This is a genomic window from Lentzea sp. NPDC058436 (assembly GCF_042721515.1).
In the GTDB taxonomy this organism is placed as follows: Bacteria; Actinomycetota; Actinomycetes; order Mycobacteriales; family Pseudonocardiaceae; genus Lentzea.
This window is the reverse complement of the sequence record NZ_JBHXLF010000005.1, coordinates 89,448-106,588: the sequence shown is the minus strand read 5'-3', so window position 1 is coordinate 106,588 and position 17,141 is coordinate 89,448. Positions and strand designations below refer to the sequence as shown.

Below are 17,141 nucleotides of genomic sequence, written 5' to 3'. Positions count from 1 at the left end.
GGAGCCTGCGCCGCGCCGGTTAGCCCCCGGTAAATCCGGTAGTCACTCGACTTGATAGTCAGAATAAGTGACTATATGGTGAGAGTATGAGCGAGAAGAAGATCATTGCCGTGGTGGGCGCGACCGGTGAGCAGGGCGGGTCGGTCGCGAGGGCGCTGCTGGCCGACGGGGAGTTCGCGGTGCGCGCGCTCGCCCGCAACCCCGAGTCGGGTGCGGCGCGCAAGCTCGCCGAGCTCGGTGCGGAGGTCGTCGCGGCCGACCTGTACGACGTGGACAGCCTGCGGAAGGCGTTCGGCGGCGCGTACGGGGCGTACCTGGTCACGCCGTACTTCACCCACATGTCGCCGGCCAAGGAGGTCGAGGAGGTCCGCAACCTCGTGGCCGCCGCGGAAGGCCTTGAGCACGTCGTGTGGTCGACGCTGGAGGACACCCGCGAGGCGATCTCCCTCGACGACGACCGGATGCCGACCCTCGAAGGCAAGTACAAGGTGCCGCACTTCGACGTGAAGGGCGGCGAGGCGGACCCGTTGTTCGCCGAGGCGGGACTGCCGACGACGTACATCCGGAACTCGTTCTACTGGAACAACCTGCTGAGCTCGGGCCCGAACCGGCGTGCGGACGGGTCGCTGGTCCTGTCGCTGGCCATGGGGGAGAGCAAGATCTCCGGTATCGCCGCCGAGGACATCGGCAAGGCGGTGGTGAGCGTTCTCAAGGACCCGTCGACCATCGGTCAGACGATCGGGCTCGGCGCCGAGCACCTCACCGGCGAGGAGGTGGCCAAGGCGTTCAGCGACGTGCTCGGCGAGCCGGTGGCGTACGAACCGATGTCCCACAACGACTTCCGCGCGCTCGGCTTCCCGTCGGCGGAGGATCTCGGCAACATGTTCCAGTACTACACGGAGTTCGCGTCGCACATCCTGCCGCGTCGTGACACCGTGCGGACCCGCGAGCTCGTGCCGGGGTGGCTGACGCTCGGGGAGTTCCTCGCCGCGCACCGCGAGGAGATCGTGATCGGTTAGTAGGAGCGCGCGACTTCCTCGAACACGGCCTTGAACTCCGCGAACCGCTCGCGGCCGACGAGCTCGGCCAGCCGGTGCTCGATGTCGGCGACGATCCGCTTGGCCTGCGCCATCTGGTCGCGGCCCAGGTCGGTGGGCACGACCAGCTTCGCCCGCCGGTCCGCCGGGTCGGGCCGGCGCGTCACGTAGCCGAGGTGTTCGAGCTCGTCGATCAGCGTGCCGACGACCTGCTTGTGCTGGCCGGAGCGTTCGGACAGCTCGCTCGCGCGCGTGCCGCCGGTGGCGATGTGGGCCATGACGGCGCCGTGGCGCGGGCGCAGCTGGTCGTGGCCCGCCTCGGCCAGCCGGGAGAAGAGCTCCTTCTGGAACCCCGAGAGCAGGTGTGCGGAAAGGACGCCGACGTCGGGCATGGGGAAGATGCTAACCCGGCGACCGGCCGGTCCGAAGAGGACAGAGGTGGCGAGATTCGGGCTGTGCACGGCATCTTCGGGAGGCCCGCCGGGGAGACGGGCCTCCCGCGATCAGGCCTGCGGTTCGTACAGGCTGAACGGCGTGCCCTGGTCGTCCGAGCAGTGGGCGATGCGGCCGACGTCCGGCACGGTCTGCACGTCGTCGCTCTTGCCGCCGAGCTCGGCGACCTTGCGCACGGACGCGTCGATGTCCGTGGTGTGGAAGTAGATCCGCGGCTGGGTGAGCTGGGCGTCCCTCAGTGCGATGGCGCCGGCCGCGCCGTTCGTGACGAAGTGGTAATCCTCGCCCATCGGGCTGGTCTCCCAGCCGAACACCCCCGCGTAGAACGCTCGTGCCTTCGCCGTGTCGTCGGCGGGCAGCTCGAACCAGTTGACCTGTCCGGACATCTCGATCGCTCCTTCGGTTGCCGTGCTTGACGAGCGAAGGACGAGCGGGCGGTGCGGAATTCGACATCACTCGCCGGAAAGTTCCAGGGAACGCAGGCGTCCGGCGAGGAAACGGCGGTCGGCGGGCGTGACGGCCAGCTCGTGCGCGAGCCGGTACGCCGCAACGGCTTCGGTGCGCCGGTCGAGCCTGAGCAGCAGGTCGGCGCGGGCGGAGTGCAGCAGGTGGTAGGAGTCGAGTCCACTGATCCTGTCGATCAGCGCCAGCCCGGACGCGGGTCCGTCGGCCATCGCCACGGCGACGGCGTGGTTCAGCTGGACCACCGGAGTCGGTGCCACGACGAGGAGTTCGGCGTAGACCGAGGTGATGCGGGTCCAGTCGACCGGGTGCTGCACGTGCAGGGCGGCGATCACGGCGTGCAGCACGTACGGGCCCGGCGAGCCGAACCGCAGCGCGCGGTCGAGCAGCGCCATGCCCTCGGAGATCTCGTCGGCGTTCCAGAGCGTGCGGTCCTGGTCCTCGAACAGCACGACGTCGCCTTCCGCCGTGAGACGCGCGGCGCTGCGGGAGTCGTGCAGCAGCATCAACGCGACCAGGCCGTGCGCCTCGGGTTCGTCGGGCATCAGCGCGGCCACGAGCTTGCCCAGCCGCAGCGCTTCGAGTCGCAGCGAGGCGTCCGCCGTGGTGTAGCCGCGCGTGAAGATCAGGTAGAGCACCCCGAGCACGCCCTGCAACCGTTCGGGCAGCAGGTGGTCGGCGGGCACCTCGAACGTGATCCCGGCGTCGCGGATCTTGCGCTTGGCCCTGACCAGCCGCTGGGCCAGCGCGGACTCGGCGACCAGGAACGTCCTGGCGATCTGCGCCGCCGTCAAGCCCGCCACCGCCTGGAGCGTGAGCGCTGTTCGCGCGTCCTCCGCGAGCGCAGGGTGGCAGCAGGTGAAGATCAGGCTCAGGCGTTCGTCACCGAGGTCGACGAGCTGCTTCTCGCTCATCGTCGTCTCCTCGGGAGGAGGGGCCGGGAGCTTCGTGCGGGCCATGCGCGCGTGCCGGAGCCGGTCCAGGGCGTGGTTGCGGGCGACGCTGAGCAGCCACGCGAACGGGTCGTCCGGCACCTGTGCGCGCGGCCAGGTCCGCAACGCCCGCGAGCACGCCTCCTGCAACGCGTCCTCGGCCAGCTCGAAGTCGCCCAGCGCCCGCACCAGCGCCGCGAGCATCCTGGTCCGGTGCTCGCGGTACACGCGTTCGACGGCGGCGGACGCGAGGTCGCTCACTCGACCCCGTGGTTCAGGCCGGGGATGTGGTCGACCGGACGCACCTCGATCGTCGCGCCGAAGTGCGCCTGCGGGATCATCTCCGCCAGTTCCAGCGCCTCGTCGAGGTCGCGGCAGTTCAGCAGGTAGTAGCCGCCGAGGTGTTCGTGCGTCTCGGCGAACGGCCCGTCGGTGAGCAGCGCCTTGCCGTCGCGCACCCGCACCGTGGTCGCGGTGGTGACGGGTTTCAGCGGGTCACCGGCCACGTACACACCCCGGCGCCGGCACTCGTCGGCGAACGCGTTGACCCTCGTGAGGATCTCCTCGAAGGCGGGATCGCCGGGGTGCGGCCGGTTCTCGCAGTTGTAGATCAGGAACATGTAGTGCATGCGTGCCCTCCAGTCGTCGTTCCGAGGACGAACGAGATCCCGGGAAGTCGACATTCGAGCACGCGGCGTTTCTCACGGCGCGGCGAGCGCCTCCGTCGGCGTGAGCCGCGACGCCCGCACAGCCGGGTAGACCCCCGCGACCACCCCGGTCACGACGGCCGCGCCGAGCCCCGCCAGCACCATCTCCACCGGGATCACCGCCGGCCAGTTGTGCGCGTAGGCGTACCCGGCGGTCCCCAACAGCCCCAGCAACACCCCGGCGACGCCCCCGAGCAGGCACAACACGACCGACTCGGTGAGGAACTGCGTCCTGATCTGACCGCGATGGGCACCGAGCGCCCGGCGCAGCCCGATCTCGCGCTTGCGTTCGAGCACGGAGATCACCATCGTGTTCGCGACCCCGATGCCGCCGACCAGCAACGCCACCCCCGCCAGCCCCAGCATCAGCGCCGAGAAGGTGTTCTCGGTCAGCCGCTTGGCGGTCAGCGCGTCCGACGGCCGGCTGACCCGCACCTGCGAGGGCTGCTCCGGGTACACCGTCTGCGGCAGCACGGCCCGCACGTCGTCGATCGCCGGCTCGTCCGCCCTGAGGTAGAGCACGGTGGGCCGCGCGTCGAACCCGAGTTCCTTCGCCGACTCCCAGCCGACCAGCGCCGCCCGTTCGACCTCCGGCGCGAGCGGCAGGGGAGCGAGGATCCCGATCACCGTGAACCACGTGTCGTTGATCCTGACCTGCGCGTCCGGCGCGGTGATGCCGAGCCTGGCCGCGGCCACGTCCCCCAGCACGACGGCCGGGAACCGCTCGGTGGCCTCGTTGAGGAACACACCGGACCGCACGCGCCCGTTGATCGTGTCCAGGAGGTTCAGCTTGGTCGCCAGCACGGTCAGCCCGGAGGTCTCGGAGTCCGGGATCCGGTCGGAACGGCGGATCACGGCGTGCGTGTTCGCGACCGCGCTGACGTCACCGGCCGGTCCGATGCGCCCGACCATGGCGACGGAGTCCGGTGGCAGCGAGGCGGCCTCGCCGTTGGCGCCGGTGGCGGCCTCCGCGCGCAGCAGGTTGGTGCCCAGGGCGGCGAACTCCTCCATCAGCGCGGCCCGGCTGGACGCCGGGATGCCGGTGACGACGACCAGCGTGGCGATGCCGATGGAGATGCCGAGTGCGGACAGGACGGCGCGCATCGGCCTGGTGCGCAGTGGGGAGAGACCCAGCAGGAGGAGGTCGGTGGGGGTGAGGCGGGTGGGTTTGACGTCGCGGGGATCGGCGGGCTTGATCCGGGGAGCGGTGGTCACGCCGTCACCTCGACGTGGGGGCGCGGCGCGGTCAGCCGTTGCGCTCATGCCGTCACCTCCGCCTGGATCCGGCCATCCCTGATCTCCACCTGCCGCGGCAGCCGCGCCGCCACCTCCCGGTCGTGCGTGATCACCGCGAGCGTCGTGCCCTCGCGGTTCAGGTCGAGCAGCAGGTCCAGCACCGCGCGGCCCGTCGTCGTGTCGAGGGCGCCGGTCGGTTCGTCGGCCAGCACCAGGGCGGGGCGGTTCACCACGGCACGCGCAATGGCCACGCGCTGGCGTTCGCCGCCGGACAGTTCGTGCGGGCGGTGCCTCAACCGGTGGCCCAGGCCCACGCGGGTCAACGCCTCGGTCGCCATGGCGGTGCGCCACTTGCGCGCGGTGCCCGCGTAGAGCAGGCCCGTCGCCACGTTGTCGATGGCGGAGAGGCCGTCGGCGAGGTGGAACTGCTGGAACACGAACCCGATCCGCCGCCCCCGCAACGCCGACAGGCGGCGGTCGGACAGCGCGGAGATGTCGTGCCCGTCGAGCAGCACCGTGCCGCTCGACGGGCGGTCGAGCGTGCCGAGCAGGTTGAGCAGCGTCGACTTGCCCGAGCCCGACGGACCCACGATCGCGACCGCCTCGCCCGCGCGCAACGTCAGGGAGACGTCGTCCAGGGCGCGCACGCCGCCCGCGTACTCCTTCACGGCGTCCACGATCTGCAGCACCGGTGTCATGACGTCGTCACCACCTGCAGGCCCTCGGTGACGCCGCCACCGCTGATCTCGACGAGTCCGCCGGCGAACAGGCCGGTCTTCACCGCGACGAGGCCGCCCTGCGCGGTCTGCACCGCGTAACCGCCTTCGCGCAACGCCAGCAGCGCGGTCACCGGCACGGCCAGGACGCCCGCGCGTGCGGTGCTCGTCAGGCGGATCCGCACCGGGCCCGAGTCGAACCCGCCGACCTCGGTGTCTAGGCCGATGTCCACGGCGATCACCGGGGTCTCCTCGCCGTTGCCGCCCTTCTCGGACTTGGCCTCGGTGCTGACCGACCGCACCGTGCCGGAGGTCTCGGCGCCGTTGGGCAGCACGACGGTGACCTTCAGGTCCTTGGTGAACACCTCCGCCTGCCGTGCGTCGATCGACGCGTCGACGGCCTTTCCGGTCGCGGTCACGCTCATCAGCGGGCCCTCCCCGGACGCCGACAGCTTCGCGGTCACCGACTCGACGCGCACCTCGCCGGGCAGCACGACGACGTCACCGGGTTCGACGGCGCCGCTCTCCTCGACCTTCTCGGCCTTCTGCCACCGCTTGACGGCGTCGATCGTCGCCTGCGTCAGCTCGTCCGCCGGGCCACCGAGCTTGTAGCCCAGCGCGCCGAGGTTGTCCTTCACGATCTTCACGTCCGGGCCCCTGGTGCCGGCCTTGTCGAGCTTGCGCCACAACGGGGTGTCGCCGAAGAACAACCACACCGGACGGTTGTCCACTTTGTACACGGCGGCACCGCGGCCGACGGCCGTGCCGGGTGCCGGGAGCCAGGTGAGCGTGCCCGGCCGGCGGCCCGTCACCTCCTGCGAGGCGCCGAAACCGAGGGTGGCCTTGAACTCCCGGACGTCGGTCAGGTCGGTCTTCACCACCGCGACCGTCTTCGGTGCCGGTGGTTGTGGCGGCTGGGCGGGGGCGCGGCGCGTGAGAGTGAGCGCTAACACCCCGCCTGCCAGCACAGCAGCCACCACGCCGACGAGGATCCACCGCCTCACCTGCGTCCTCCGCCGAAGACCTCCTGCTCGCAGTCCTTCTCGATCTGCGCGCGCTGCTCGTGCGGCAGGGTCTGCTCGCCGTCGTAGGTCCAGCTGCCGGGCTCGGTCTCGATGACCTTCATGCCGCGGCTGTTGAGGCACTGGACGTTCTTGTGCCAGTTGTCCTTGAACGTCGGGTTGCGCGAGTCCATCTCCCACGGCGGCAGCGGCCACTTCTTCGCGCACGCCTTCCACGCCTCGTCGCTGTACTGGGCGGGCCGGAGGGTGCCGCCGGGACCGGGGCCGGTGCCCGTGGCGTTCGGGTCGTTCTCGGCGAGGCACGCGGTGTGAGCGTTGTACAAGCGTTGTTTCTCCTCGTCGGTCATGTCCATGCGCAGCCGCGGCTGGTCACCGTCCGAAGGGGACACCGCGGTGGAGGGCGCGGCAACCTCGGAGGACTGCAGGGACGCGACGTTCGAGGGCGGGGGCGCGGCCTGGCTGCACGCCGAAAGCAGCAGCACGGAGGCGCCGATCACCAGCCTGAGGTTCATGGCGGCGATGCTGCCGGGCGGATGTGCGGAAGATGTGCGCTCAGCGTGCCGGGAGCGTGATCGTGAACGTCGTTCCTCGCCCTACCTCGCTCTCCACGGTGACCGTGCCGCTGTGAGCGCTCACAATCGCGTGGACGATCGCGAGGCCGAGCCCGCTGCCGCCCGTGTCGCGGGTGCGGGAGCGGTCCGCGCGCCAGAAGCGGTCGAACACGTGCGGCAGGTCGTCGGCGGCGATGCCGGAGCCCGTGTCGATCACCTGGATCCGGCCGTTGCCCAACGAGACGAGACGGACCGTCTCGTTGGAGGGGGTGTAGCGGAAGGCGTTCGTGACGAGGTTCGTCAGGACCTGCCGCAGCCGCACCGGGTCGGCGACCACCACGCCGCCGCCCTCCACGACCAGGCCGGGATGGGCGGTCGCGAGCTGGTCGAACAGGTCCCGCAGGTCGACGGGCTCGGGGTGCAGGCGCAGCTCACCGGCATCGGCCTGGGCGAGGTCCTGGAGGTCGTCGATCAGGTGTTGCAGCACCATCGCCTCGTCGAGCAACGACGTGAGCGTCGGGCGGTCCAGCTCGACCACGCTGTCGCGCGCGCCCTCCAGCCAGCTGCGGATCGTGCCGAGCGGGTTGCGCAGCTCGTGCGAGATGTCGCTGGTCATGGCCTTGCGCTGGGCGTCGGTGCGGGCACGGTGCGCCGCCATGTCGTTGAACGCCCGCGCGAGCTGGCCGATCTCGCTGCGCGACCGGATGTCGACCTGCGCGTCGTCGCCGTGCCGCAACCGCTCGGCGGCGGCTGTGAGCGTGCGCAACGGCCTGGTCATCCGCAGCGCCACGACCACGCTCACCCCGACGGTCAGGACCAGCACGATCGCGGCGACCAGTGCGACCCGGCCCACGTCGAACCGCACGACGGTCGCCTGCGTGGTCCTGCCGGCGGCGTCGGTGACGAACAGGTACGCGGGCGGCGCCACGTAGGGCTGGAGCTGGGCGCGGCGCGCGGTCGCGAGGCACTCGGCGTTGGACGCGACGGGCTGCCAGAGCGCGTTCATCGTGATCTTCTCGGCGGGCAGGCCGCGCTGCCGCAGGCAGTCGTCGACGAGGAGTCCGAGCTCGTTGAACGCGGCGGACTCGCCCAGTGTGAGCGTGCTCAACCGCTGTTCCGCGTCCGCGCAGGCGGGCGTGCTCGGCTCCGGTCTGGTCCTGTCGATCGTCACGATCGGGCGGCCCCACGCCGTCTGCTGCAGCTGGGCGGCCTCCGCGGGGCGCTGACAGCGCTGGACGTAGAGCTCCGCGTCCTGCGTCAGGCTCGCCTTCTCGCGGTCGGTCAGCCGGAACGGGCCGGTGATCCGCGCGTCGATCCGGTCGGCTGGCGCGTCCTGGGCCTGGGAGAGGTCGAGCTCCAGCGGGTTGACCACCGCGGACGGGACGGCGGGCAGCTGCGCGGTGTCGAGGTTCGTGCCGGTGTCCGCGATGACCTTGCGGTCCGTCGTGGTGAGGATCAGGCGGCTGCGGCCCCGCGGCAGCGCGACGCCGTTCCAGTCGCGGTGCTCGACGGCGAACGCGACCAGGTCCCGGTACGTGGCGGCGTCACCGGCGAGCGCGGCGCCGAGCTCCTGCCTGATCGACGTCGAGGTGCTCTGCGCGGCGAGCCACGCGGTCGCGGTGATCGAGCACAAGGCGACGAGCACGGACGCGGCCAGCAGCCGCGCCAGGACGCTATGCACCGGACCCGTCCACCAGCTTGTAGCCGACGCCGTGCACGGTCAGCAGGTAGGAGGGCCTGCGGGGCTGCGACTCGATCTTCTTGCGCAGGTTCATGACGTGCGCGTCGATGGTGCGGGCGGTGATGTACCCGTCCAGCCCGTGCACCGCGCTGAGCAGCTGCGCGCGGCTGAACACCCGGCCGGGGCTCGCCGCCATCGTGTGCAGGATCCGGAACTCCGACGCGGTGCACTCGGCCACGTCGCCGCGCACCCGCACCTCGTGACGGTCGGGGTCCACGGCGAGGTCGCCGAGCACGATCTCGTTGGTGGCAGACCGCTGCACCCGCCTGAGCAACGTGCGCACGCGCGCCACCAGTTCGCGCGGGCTGTAGGGCTTCGTGACGTAGTCGTCGGCGCCGAGGTCGAGGCCGTGCAGCAGATCGTCCTCTGTGGACTTCGCGGTGAGCATCAGGACGGGGATGTCGGACTCGTTGCGCAACGTGCGCACGACTTCCAGCCCGTCGACCTCCGGCATCATCACGTCGAGGACCAGCAGATCGGGCGGCTCGCGGCGGATCTCGTCGAGCGCGGCGGATCCGTCGTGGACGATCCGCACCCGGTAGCCCTCCTGACGCAGGTACCTGCCGAGCATGTCGGCCTGCATCACGTTGTCCTCGGCCACCAGCACGCACATGCCCATGCGTCGCAACATAGTCACTGGCGCGGCCGCCGCACGGGATGAGGACTCCATCCGCACAGGATCCGCACAACTCGCTGCCACGGTCGACCGCATGCGAATGAACAGCGTGGCCGCGTTGCTGCTGCTCGGCGTGCCGGGCGTGGCGGCGGCCTCTCCCCAGGACGTGGTCGTCCACGACCTCGACACGAACGGCGTGGCGGCCTACTGGACGCCCGAGCGCATCGCCGCGATGCCGACCGGCCCGACCCCACCACCCGGTACGCCACCCGTGGACGACGCGACCGGCGCCCCCGGACCCGCGAGTCGCACGATCGGCCGCCTGTTCTTCGTCGACCGCGACGGCGAGGACTCGAGCTGCACGGCGACCGTCGTGGTGAGCGCCAACAGGAGCACGGCGGTGACCGGTGGCCATTGCGTCCACACGGCGAACCTGATCGGCCAGGACCCTCGTTGGCACACCAAGATGCTCTTCGTGCCGGGGTTCCGCGACGGCGCCCGGCCGTTCGGCGAGTTCGTGGTGCGCAGGGCGGTGGTGCACAAGACCTGGATCGCCGACGACCAGCGGACCGAGTTCGACCAGGCCTTCGTGGTGCTCGACAGGCCGTCTCCCGATGGCGAGAACATCGCGTTCGACAGGCCCGCGGACCGGTTCGCGCGGGAGTACGGCTATCCCCGCGCGGCCGGGCAGCCCGGTCACCAGGGCCGGCCGGAGTTCACGGGGCAGCGGCTCGCGCAGTGCTGGGGGAAGCCGGTGCTCAACCCCGGCCATCCCGAGCTGGGGCCGGAGAACGTGTGGGGCGTGCCGTGCGACATGGGTGGCGGATCCAGTGGCGGGCCTCGGATCAGCGGTGGCGCCGTTGTGGGCGTGAACATCCAGAGCTTCAACGTGGACGCCGACGGACGGTGGTGCCCGATCGGTGAGTGCGTGCGGCACCTGGGAGGGGCGCAGTTCTCGGGGAAGGTGACGGGGCCGCTGTACGAGCGGGCACAGCGGAGTTAGGCGGCAGGGCCGCGATGTCTTCGCGGCCCCTCAACCGGCCCTGAGCTCGCCCGCGATCCCGGCCACCAGCTCGTAGCTGCGCCGCCGGTCCGCGTGGTGGTAGATCGGCGAGGTGATCATCAACTCGGACGTGCCGGTCTCTTCCAGCACCGCCTGCAGCTTCTGCGTGATCGCAGCAGGGCCGCCGACCAGCACACGGCCGTCGTCGGGCAACGGTTCCAGCCCGTTCGGTGGCGGCAACAGGATCCGGGTGCCCTCCCGGCGGCTGCGCACCTTCGTCCTGATCGGTCCGGCGAGCCACTCGGCGCGCTCGTCGTCCTCCGCGCAGATCACCGCGACGCTGACCAGGTCGGCCGCACAGCTCACCCCGGGGTTGAGGTGCCGGGCGAACGCTAACGGCACGCCCAGTTCGGAGGCCAGCGCCGATGTGCCGGGGGACGAGCCGAGCAACCACAGGTCCGGCACGTCCATCACCGGCACGGCGACGGTGGAGGCCGGGGTCAGCAGCGACTGGAGCTCCAGGAGTTGCGCGCGATAGGGCTGGTCGGAGCGGCGCAGCGCGGACACCACGGACGGTGCGCCGCCCGGAGCGCGGCCGACGCCGAGGTCGATCCGGCCGGGGTGCAGGGCCGCGAGCGTGCCGAACTGCTCGGCCACCACGAGTGGCGGGTGGTTGGGGAGCAGGACGCCGCCGGAGCCGACGCGCAGACGGGACGTGATGGACGCGAGGTGTGCGACGAGCACGGCCGGTGCGGAGCTGGCGACCCCTCGCATGCCGTGGTGCTCCGGTACCCAGTACCGGTGAAACCCCAGCTCTTCCGCCAGCTCCGCGAGATCCGCCGTGTCGCGCAACGCCTCGCGCGGCGTCGACCCCTGCACGATCGGCGACGTGTCGAGCACCGACAACCTCATGAAGGGAGGCTACGACCGCCTAGCAGCGTTCGTCGGTCTGTCCCCAGTAGACGTTGCCGTCGCCCCACACCTCGCCGTACGCGCGGGTGCACTGGGAGAGCGTGTTGGTGCCCTTGGACCAGACGTCCTGCTTGTTGCGGCCGTTGACGTTGCTGCTGTAGTCGCGGGAGCCGTTGACGACCATCGCGGCGCTGGAGCTGAAACCGCCGGGCTGCGCGGCGTGCGAGTCCCAGACGTAGGTGTAGGCCCAGTTCTTGCCGCAGCCCTTGAACTGCTTCACCGAGGCGATGATCGTGCCGTTCTTCTTCACGTACCCGGTGGAGCCGATCTGCACGGTGCCGGCGCATCCCGGCGCGGACTCGGCCTTGGCCGTGCCGACACCGGCCAGGGCGGCCAGCGCCACTGCGGGCAGGACCAACATGACTTTGCGCATGTCCCCACGGTGACGCGGGCCGGTTAGTCGGCGGTAAACCGGCTCACCAGGGCCGTCACGGTTGAGCGGCCAGGTCGGACGGATGGGTCGCCAGCGGCGTCACCTCGACCCGCATGAACTCCCACAGCGGCAGCGACGACAGGAACGCGTGCAGCTCGTCGTGGGTCGGCACGTCGAAGACGCTGATGTTGCTGTACTGCCCGACGACCCGCCACAGGTGCGGCCAGACGCCCATCTTCTGCAGCTCCAACGCCCGCTCCTTCTCCGCGCGCACCAACTCGGCACGTCGCTGCGGGTCCATGTCGTGGGGCAGGGAAACGTCCATCCGCACGTGGAAGAGCACGGTCACCTCCTGGTGAAGGCCGCGACGGCCGCGGGGTCCAGCTCAACGCCTAGCCCCGGGCCGACCGGCAGGTGCAGGTCACCGCCGTCGTAGCGCAGCGGCGTGGCCAGCAGCTCCTCGCGCATGAGCAGCGGCCCGAACAGCTCGCTGCCCCACGTCACCGCCGGAGAGGCGCAGGCGAGGTGCAGCGACGCCGCCGTGCCGACCGGACTCTCGATCGAGGTGCCACCGTGACAGGGAATACCCGCCGCGGCGGCGATCGATGCCATCGCGGCGGTCGCGCGCAGTCCGCCGGACTTCGTCGTCTTCAGCGAGAACACGTCCGCGGCCCGCAAACCCGCCAGCCGCAACGCATCGGACGGCGTGCGCAGCGACTCGTCCGCCATCACCGGGATCGGCAGCGCGCGGTTGATCTCCGCGAGCCACTCGACCTCGGCGCCCGGCACCGGCTGCTCGACCAGTTCCACGCCCGCGTCGGCCAGCGCGGGCAGGTACCGCAACGACGTCAGGCGGTCCCAGCGCGCGTTCAGGTCGACCCGCACGCCCGCCACGCCCTGCAGCTTCTCCGCGATCGCGCACACGCGCCGCACGTCGTCGGCCGGTTCCTGCGCGCCCATCTTGAGCTTGAAGCTCCGGTGCCCGGCGTCGAGCTTGGCCATCGCCTCCTCGATCACGACGTCCGCCGGCTCGGTGCCCAGCGCCCACGTCACCGGGATCGACGTGCGCGCGAGCCCGCCGAGCAACGTGTGCACCGGAACGCCCAGAGAGCGGGCCCACGCGTCGTGCAGCGCGACCTCGACCGCGGCTTTGGCGTACAGGTTGGCGTTCACCACGTCGTTCACGGCCTGGAAGATGCCCGCGATGTCGTCGACCCGGCGGCCCAGCAGCAGCGGAGCGATGTACCGGTCGACGACCACCTTCATGGTCTCGACGGACTCACCGCCCCACCACGGCCCGCCCGGCACGACGCCCTCGCCGACGCCCACCACCCCGCCCGCGGTCCGGACGTGGACGAGCAGCACGGGCTGCGCGTCCATCCCGGTGCGGGCGAAGCGGTGCGGCCGGACGAGCGGGACGTCGAGCAGAACGGTGTCCACGCCGTCGACGATCAGGTCCCTCATGCCGGCTCGAGCACGAAGTCGTACGAGACGCGCTGGTCGGCGGGCGTCAGCACGAGCTCGGGCTTCACGGCCTCGGCGACGTCGCTGTCGACGTACTCGCCGCCCGCGAAGTAGAGCTGCGTCGTGATCGGCCGGTGCCCGGGAGCGCGCACGACGAGGTGCAGGTGCGCTGGTCGCCACGGGTGCCAGCCCGCCGCGTCGATCAGCCGTCCGGTCGGGCCGTCGGTCGGGATCTGGTACGGCGCGGGCTGCACGGTCGTGATCTCGAACCGGCCCTGGCCGTCCGTCACGACCACGCCGCGCAGGTTCCCGTCGGGGATGCCCGGCGCGAACCCCGAGTAGTAGCCCTCGGAGTCGGCGTGCCAGATGTCCAGTTCGGCCCCCGCCACCGGCTGACCGGCGAGGTCGGTGACACGGCCCGCGAACGTCAGCGGGTCGCCCTGCTCGTCGTCCCGCATCGGCAGCGTCGTCACGGACGGCAGCACGACCTGGCCGGGCAGGTAGTACGGCCCGAGGATGCTGCCCTTGGTGCCGTCCTGGGTGCGCGCGGCGACCTCCTCGACGACGTGCTCCACGAACACGTCCAGGAACAACGGCCACTCGCCGCCCTCACCGAGGTCCATCAGCCACTGCTTCGCGGCCTGGAACTCGGGATACGTGACGTCGTGCGAGCGGATCACCGCGTGCACGGACTGGAGCACGGCGGTGGCCACAGTGGACACCCGCTCGGGCGAGACGTCGACAGAAGAGCGTGCGGTGGAACGGAAGTTCGCACTCGCGGACGCGCCGGAGTCCGCTGCGGTGGGGGAGTGCACGGCAGTCATCGGGAGGTCACCTTCCGCTCAGCGAGGTCGCGCCGGGGTTGAACAGGTCGGGAACGGTCCAGCCGTTCAGGTCGTACTCGGCCATGCACTGCTCGGCGAACCCCTTCATGGAATCAGCCGTGCCGGACTGCTGCGCGGCGAACAACATCTCGGCGCGCACGCCCTCGTGGTTGCCGGAGTAGTTGCGCTCGTACAGCTCGTGCCGGCCGCCGAACTCGCTGCCGATCGAGTCCCAGATCAGCTTCATGAGCTTCACGCGCTCGACGGCGTCCATGCCGTTCGAGCCGCGCACGTACTTGTCGAGGTACGGCCGCGTCTCGTCGGACATGAAGTCCTTCGCGGACGACGGCAGGTAGATCAGCGCGGAACCCATGTCCTGCATGATGATCTCGCGGATCCGCGGGTAGCCGACCGTCATGAACCACCGGTAGGCCAGGCCGAAGTCCAGGTGCGGCAACACGGCGCCGTCGATCCACTCGTCGGCCCGCGCGCACATCGCCTCGGAGAGCGCGTGGAACAGGTTGCGCCACCCGATGACCTCGCCGACGCGGGTCTGGATGCCGCGGAAGTCCTTGACGCCGGTCGCTTCCACGCCCTTCAGCAGCAGCCCGGCGATGAAGTCGAGCTTGACCGACAACCGCGTGACGCCGTGGAACGTGAAGCGGTGCAGGAAGCCGGATCCGGGGAAGAACGTGCTGGCCTTCTCCGCGTCGCCGTAGATGAAGACGTTCTCCCACGGGATCTTCACGCGGTCCAGCACGAAGATCGTGTCGTTCTCGTCGAACCGCGACGACAGCGGGTAGTCGAACGGCCCGGTGGTGCGGTCGACGTTGTAGGCGTAGGAGTTGCGGCAGATCAGCTTCATGCCCGGCGCGCCCATCGGCACCGTGCACACCAGCGCGAACTCGCGCTTCTTGATCGGCAGGCCGTAGTGGGCGATGAAGTTGTAGTTCGTGATCGCCGAACCGGTGGCGACGACCTTGGCGCCGGACACGATCAGGCCGTCGTCGCGCTCCTCCTCGACTTGCATGAACACGTCGCTGACCTCGTCGGGGTTGCGGTCGCGGTCGACCGGCGGGTTGATGATCGCGTGGTTCCAGTACAGGACCTTCTCCTGCGACTCCCGGTACCAGCGGCGGGCGTTGTCCGCGAACGGCTCGTAGAAGTTCGCGTTGGCGCCGAGGGTGCCGAGGAACGCGGCCTTGTAGTCGGGGCTGCGGCCCATCCAGCCGTAGGTCATGCGCGCCCACTCCGCGATGGCGGCGCGGTCGGCGTAGAGGTCGGCGGTGCTGCGGGGCGTGCGGAAGAACGGGTGCGTGAAGCCGCTGCTGCCGGTGTCGGTCGGCGCGGTCAGCACGGCCTGCCTGTCCGGGTCGTGCAACGCGTCGTACAACCGCGCCGTCATCCGGACGGAGTTGCGGAACGCCGGGTGCGTGGTGACGTCGGTGATCTTCTCGCCACCGAGGAAGATCTCGCGACCGTCGCGAATGGACTCGACGTACTCCTCGCCGGTCATCGGCCGGGTCGTGCGTTGCTGCTGCTGCGTGGTCATGCCTAACCCTTCAGCGTTGAAGTGGTTCGCAGTGGGGCGAAGCCGGAACCGAACCACCCGAGGTCGGGGCAGTCGACCGAGCTCATCCAGTGGTCCGCGGTGCGCGCCGCGATCTCGCGGAACGCACCACCGAAGAACAGCAACGGATCGGCGTCGCTGGTGTGCAGGTCCGCGACCTCCCCGATGACGATCAGGTGGTCGCCGCCGTCGTACGTGCGCCAGGGCAGGCACGAGATCGTCGCGGCGGTGCCGAGCAGGACGGGGGCGGTCGGCCCGTCGGCCCAGCGGGGTGCGGGGCGTCCCTGGGGACGGCCCGCGAACGTCCAGGCCGCGTCGATCTGGTCGGCGGCGAGGACGTTGACGGCGAACGGCCTGCCGTCGAGGAACCGGCAGGCCTTGGACTCGCGGGTGAGCGTGACCTGGCACAGCGCCGGTTCGAGCGAGACGGCCGTGAAGGCGTTGACGGTCGCGCCGTGCGGCTCACCGTCGTCGTTGCGGCAGGTCACGACCGTGACTCCGGTGGCGAACCTGCCGAACCCGGTGCGGATTGTGCGGTGATCCAAGGTCATCTCCCGCTCCTCCTGTACGCTATGCGTACAACTTGTACGCTTTGCGGTTACATGAGGGTGCACCGACGTTGCGGCTCTGTCAACGGCCGGTGGTGCGGGAGGATGGGGCGATGACCAGCGGGCCGGACGAGCGCGACTTCATCCAGAGCATCGAGCGCGGGTTCGCCGTGCTGCTCGCGTTCGACGAGGAACGGGCCGCCCCGACCCTGGCCGAGCTCGCCGCGGCCACCGGGTTGTCCAGGCCGGCCGTCCGCCGGATTCTCCTTACGCTGCAACGCCTCGGGTACGTGCGCAACGAGGGCACGCGCTGGACGCTGACGCCACGCGTGCTGAGCATCGGCCAGCACTACTCGGCGTCGCACGCCATGATCGAGATCGCGCAGCCGCACCTGCTGGAGCTGTCCGCGAAGACCGGCGAGTCGGCGTCGCTCGCCGCTCTCGACGGACGGGACGTCGTCTACGTCGCCCGCGTGCCGGTGCGGCGGATCATGAGCATCAACGTCTCGGTCGGTACCCGGATCCCGGCGTTCGCGACGTCGATGGGTCGCGTGCTGCTGGCGTGGGCGCCGGACCCCGTGGTCGACGACGTCGTCGCGGCCGGACTGCCCGCGCTGACCAGGCACACGATCACCGGAGGCGACGCGTTCCGGGCCACGCTGCGCCAGGTTCGCTCGGACGGGTGGTCGATCGTCGCGGAGGAACTGGAGATCGGCCTGCTCTCGGTGTCCGCGCCCGTCCGCGACCGCACCGGTGAGGTGGTCGCCGCGCTCGCGTCCTCCACCTCCGTGGGGCGATCATCTGCGGAGGAGATCCGCGGCGAGGTGGTGCCGTTGCTGCTCGACGCCGCGGAACGCATCAGCGCCGACCTGGGGCACAAGAGCTCCACGAGGCGTGAGGGCTTCTACTGACGG

Annotated in this window: 20 protein-coding genes; 3 read left to right on the top strand and 17 right to left on the bottom strand. The window is 70.7% G+C overall.

Features of this window, described 5'->3' with window-relative positions:
* Positions 1-86: 86 nt before the first annotated feature.
* The gene (locus ACFWN2_RS21650) at positions 87-1,019 is read left to right on the top strand and encodes an NmrA/HSCARG family protein (protein WP_382429871.1); all 933 of its coding nucleotides are present in this window, start codon (positions 87-89) and stop codon (positions 1,017-1,019) included.
* On the opposite strand, the gene ACFWN2_RS21645 is transcribed toward ACFWN2_RS21650, so the two are convergent.
* The 10 genes from ACFWN2_RS21645 to ACFWN2_RS21600 all read right to left on the bottom strand — a co-directional run bounded on the left by ACFWN2_RS21645 (position 1,016) and on the right by ACFWN2_RS21600 (position 9,470).
* A complete protein-coding gene (locus ACFWN2_RS21645) occupies positions 1,016-1,429 on the bottom strand; it encodes a MarR family winged helix-turn-helix transcriptional regulator (protein ID WP_382429869.1) in 414 nt (137 codons plus the stop codon). The two genes, ACFWN2_RS21650 and ACFWN2_RS21645, sit on opposite strands and share 4 nt — an antisense overlap.
* Positions 1,430-1,540: 111 nt before the next feature.
* Positions 1,541-1,876, bottom strand: a complete 336-nt coding sequence (locus tag ACFWN2_RS21640) for a VOC family protein (protein WP_382429867.1) — start codon at positions 1,874-1,876, stop codon at positions 1,541-1,543.
* A 66-nt stretch (positions 1,877-1,942) separates the two neighbouring features.
* On the bottom strand, positions 1,943-3,088 hold the full coding sequence (locus ACFWN2_RS21635) for an RNA polymerase sigma factor (RefSeq protein ID WP_382430577.1): 1,146 nt from the start codon (positions 3,086-3,088) through the stop codon (positions 1,943-1,945).
* A 53-nt stretch (positions 3,089-3,141) separates the two neighbouring features.
* Positions 3,142-3,513: a YciI family protein gene (locus ACFWN2_RS21630; protein WP_382429865.1), complete on the bottom strand. Its 372-nt coding sequence runs from the start codon at positions 3,511-3,513 to the stop codon at positions 3,142-3,144.
* Positions 3,514-3,585: 72 nt separating this feature from the next.
* Positions 3,586-4,806 (bottom strand): ABC transporter permease, encoded by a 1,221-nt coding sequence (locus tag ACFWN2_RS21625; protein WP_382429863.1) that lies wholly within the window; start codon positions 4,804-4,806, stop codon positions 3,586-3,588.
* Between the two features lie 44 nt (positions 4,807-4,850).
* Positions 4,851-5,525, bottom strand: a complete 675-nt coding sequence (locus ACFWN2_RS21620; protein ID WP_382429861.1) for an ABC transporter ATP-binding protein — start codon at positions 5,523-5,525, stop codon at positions 4,851-4,853.
* Complete coding sequence (locus tag ACFWN2_RS21615) at positions 5,522-6,547, bottom strand: peptidoglycan-binding protein (protein ID WP_382429858.1); 1,026 nt, start codon at positions 6,545-6,547, stop codon at positions 5,522-5,524. Before ACFWN2_RS21615 ends, ACFWN2_RS21620 begins: the two co-directional genes overlap by 4 nt.
* Positions 6,544-7,077 (bottom strand): hypothetical protein, encoded by a 534-nt coding sequence (locus ACFWN2_RS21610; RefSeq protein ID WP_382429856.1) that lies wholly within the window; start codon positions 7,075-7,077, stop codon positions 6,544-6,546. The genes ACFWN2_RS21615 and ACFWN2_RS21610 overlap by 4 nt, the downstream gene beginning before the upstream one ends.
* Before the next feature lie 40 nt (positions 7,078-7,117).
* Positions 7,118-8,797 (bottom strand): sensor histidine kinase, encoded by a 1,680-nt coding sequence (locus tag ACFWN2_RS21605; RefSeq protein WP_382429854.1) that lies wholly within the window; start codon positions 8,795-8,797, stop codon positions 7,118-7,120.
* On the bottom strand, positions 8,790-9,470 hold the full coding sequence (locus tag ACFWN2_RS21600) for a response regulator transcription factor (RefSeq protein WP_382430575.1): 681 nt from the start codon (positions 9,468-9,470) through the stop codon (positions 8,790-8,792). The genes ACFWN2_RS21605 and ACFWN2_RS21600 overlap by 8 nt, the downstream gene beginning before the upstream one ends.
* Before the next feature lie 97 nt (positions 9,471-9,567).
* Between ACFWN2_RS21600 and ACFWN2_RS21595 the strand changes: the two genes are divergently transcribed.
* Positions 9,568-10,476 (top strand): trypsin-like serine peptidase, encoded by a 909-nt coding sequence (locus ACFWN2_RS21595; protein ID WP_382429852.1) that lies wholly within the window; start codon positions 9,568-9,570, stop codon positions 10,474-10,476.
* Positions 10,477-10,506: 30 nt separating this feature from the next.
* Here ACFWN2_RS21595 and ACFWN2_RS21590 read toward each other — a convergent pair whose 3' ends face one another.
* Genes ACFWN2_RS21590 through ACFWN2_RS21560 form a run of 7 tightly spaced genes read right to left on the bottom strand, consistent with a single transcriptional unit; the run spans position 10,507 to position 16,230 of the window.
* Entirely contained in the window at positions 10,507-11,388 is an 882-nt protein-coding gene (locus ACFWN2_RS21590) for an LLM class flavin-dependent oxidoreductase (protein WP_382429850.1), read from the bottom strand.
* Between the two features lie 19 nt (positions 11,389-11,407).
* A complete protein-coding gene (locus ACFWN2_RS21585; RefSeq protein WP_382429848.1) occupies positions 11,408-11,821 on the bottom strand; it encodes a hypothetical protein in 414 nt (137 codons plus the stop codon).
* 55 nt (positions 11,822-11,876) lie between these two features.
* Positions 11,877-12,164: a muconolactone Delta-isomerase gene (gene catC / locus ACFWN2_RS21580; RefSeq protein WP_382429846.1), complete on the bottom strand. Its 288-nt coding sequence runs from the start codon at positions 12,162-12,164 to the stop codon at positions 11,877-11,879.
* Between the two features lie 2 nt (positions 12,165-12,166).
* Positions 12,167-13,285: a muconate/chloromuconate family cycloisomerase gene (locus ACFWN2_RS21575; RefSeq protein WP_382429844.1), complete on the bottom strand. Its 1,119-nt coding sequence runs from the start codon at positions 13,283-13,285 to the stop codon at positions 12,167-12,169.
* On the bottom strand, positions 13,282-14,109 hold the full coding sequence (gene catA, locus ACFWN2_RS21570) for a catechol 1,2-dioxygenase (protein ID WP_382429842.1): 828 nt from the start codon (positions 14,107-14,109) through the stop codon (positions 13,282-13,284). The genes ACFWN2_RS21575 and catA overlap by 4 nt, the downstream gene beginning before the upstream one ends.
* A gap of 7 nt (positions 14,110-14,116) precedes the next feature.
* Positions 14,117-15,661 (bottom strand): 4-hydroxyphenylacetate 3-hydroxylase family protein, encoded by a 1,545-nt coding sequence (locus ACFWN2_RS21565; RefSeq protein WP_382429840.1) that lies wholly within the window; start codon positions 15,659-15,661, stop codon positions 14,117-14,119.
* Between the two features lie 2 nt (positions 15,662-15,663).
* Positions 15,664-16,230: a flavin reductase family protein gene (locus tag ACFWN2_RS21560; RefSeq protein WP_382429838.1), complete on the bottom strand. Its 567-nt coding sequence runs from the start codon at positions 16,228-16,230 to the stop codon at positions 15,664-15,666.
* 110 nt (positions 16,231-16,340) lie between these two features.
* On the opposite strand from ACFWN2_RS21560, the gene ACFWN2_RS21555 reads away from it, so the two are divergent.
* Positions 16,341-17,138, top strand: coding sequence for an IclR family transcriptional regulator C-terminal domain-containing protein (locus ACFWN2_RS21555; protein ID WP_382429836.1), 798 nt, complete (start codon positions 16,341-16,343; stop codon positions 17,136-17,138).
* Positions 17,139-17,141 lie beyond the last annotated feature (3 nt).

Coding starts and splice junctions, on each gene's coding strand:
- ACFWN2_RS21650 (WP_382429871.1), top strand. CDS start 87: ATGAGCGAGAAGAAGATCATTGCCGTGGTGGGCGCGACCGGTGAGCAG.
- ACFWN2_RS21645 (WP_382429869.1), bottom strand. CDS start 1,429: ATGCCCGACGTCGGCGTCCTTTCCGCACACCTGCTCTCGGGGTTCCAG.
- ACFWN2_RS21640 (WP_382429867.1), bottom strand. CDS start 1,876: ATGTCCGGACAGGTCAACTGGTTCGAGCTGCCCGCCGACGACACGGCG.
- ACFWN2_RS21635 (WP_382430577.1), bottom strand. CDS start 3,088: ATGCTCGCGGCGCTGGTGCGGGCGCTGGGCGACTTCGAGCTGGCCGAG.
- ACFWN2_RS21630 (WP_382429865.1), bottom strand. CDS start 3,513: ATGCACTACATGTTCCTGATCTACAACTGCGAGAACCGGCCGCACCCC.
- ACFWN2_RS21620 (WP_382429861.1), bottom strand. CDS start 5,525: ATGACACCGGTGCTGCAGATCGTGGACGCCGTGAAGGAGTACGCGGGC.
- ACFWN2_RS21610 (WP_382429856.1), bottom strand. CDS start 7,077: ATGAACCTCAGGCTGGTGATCGGCGCCTCCGTGCTGCTGCTTTCGGCG.
- ACFWN2_RS21600 (WP_382430575.1), bottom strand. CDS start 9,470: ATGTGCGTGCTGGTGGCCGAGGACAACGTGATGCAGGCCGACATGCTC.
- ACFWN2_RS21595 (WP_382429852.1), top strand. CDS start 9,568: ATGCGAATGAACAGCGTGGCCGCGTTGCTGCTGCTCGGCGTGCCGGGC.
- ACFWN2_RS21590 (WP_382429850.1), bottom strand. CDS start 11,388: ATGAGGTTGTCGGTGCTCGACACGTCGCCGATCGTGCAGGGGTCGACG.
- ACFWN2_RS21585 (WP_382429848.1), bottom strand. CDS start 11,821: ATGCGCAAAGTCATGTTGGTCCTGCCCGCAGTGGCGCTGGCCGCCCTG.
- ACFWN2_RS21575 (WP_382429844.1), bottom strand. CDS start 13,285: ATGAGGGACCTGATCGTCGACGGCGTGGACACCGTTCTGCTCGACGTC.
- catA (WP_382429842.1), bottom strand. CDS start 14,109: ATGACTGCCGTGCACTCCCCCACCGCAGCGGACTCCGGCGCGTCCGCG.
- ACFWN2_RS21565 (WP_382429840.1), bottom strand. CDS start 15,661: ATGACCACGCAGCAGCAGCAACGCACGACCCGGCCGATGACCGGCGAG.
- ACFWN2_RS21560 (WP_382429838.1), bottom strand. CDS start 16,230: ATGACCTTGGATCACCGCACAATCCGCACCGGGTTCGGCAGGTTCGCC.
- ACFWN2_RS21555 (WP_382429836.1), top strand. CDS start 16,341: ATGACCAGCGGGCCGGACGAGCGCGACTTCATCCAGAGCATCGAGCGC.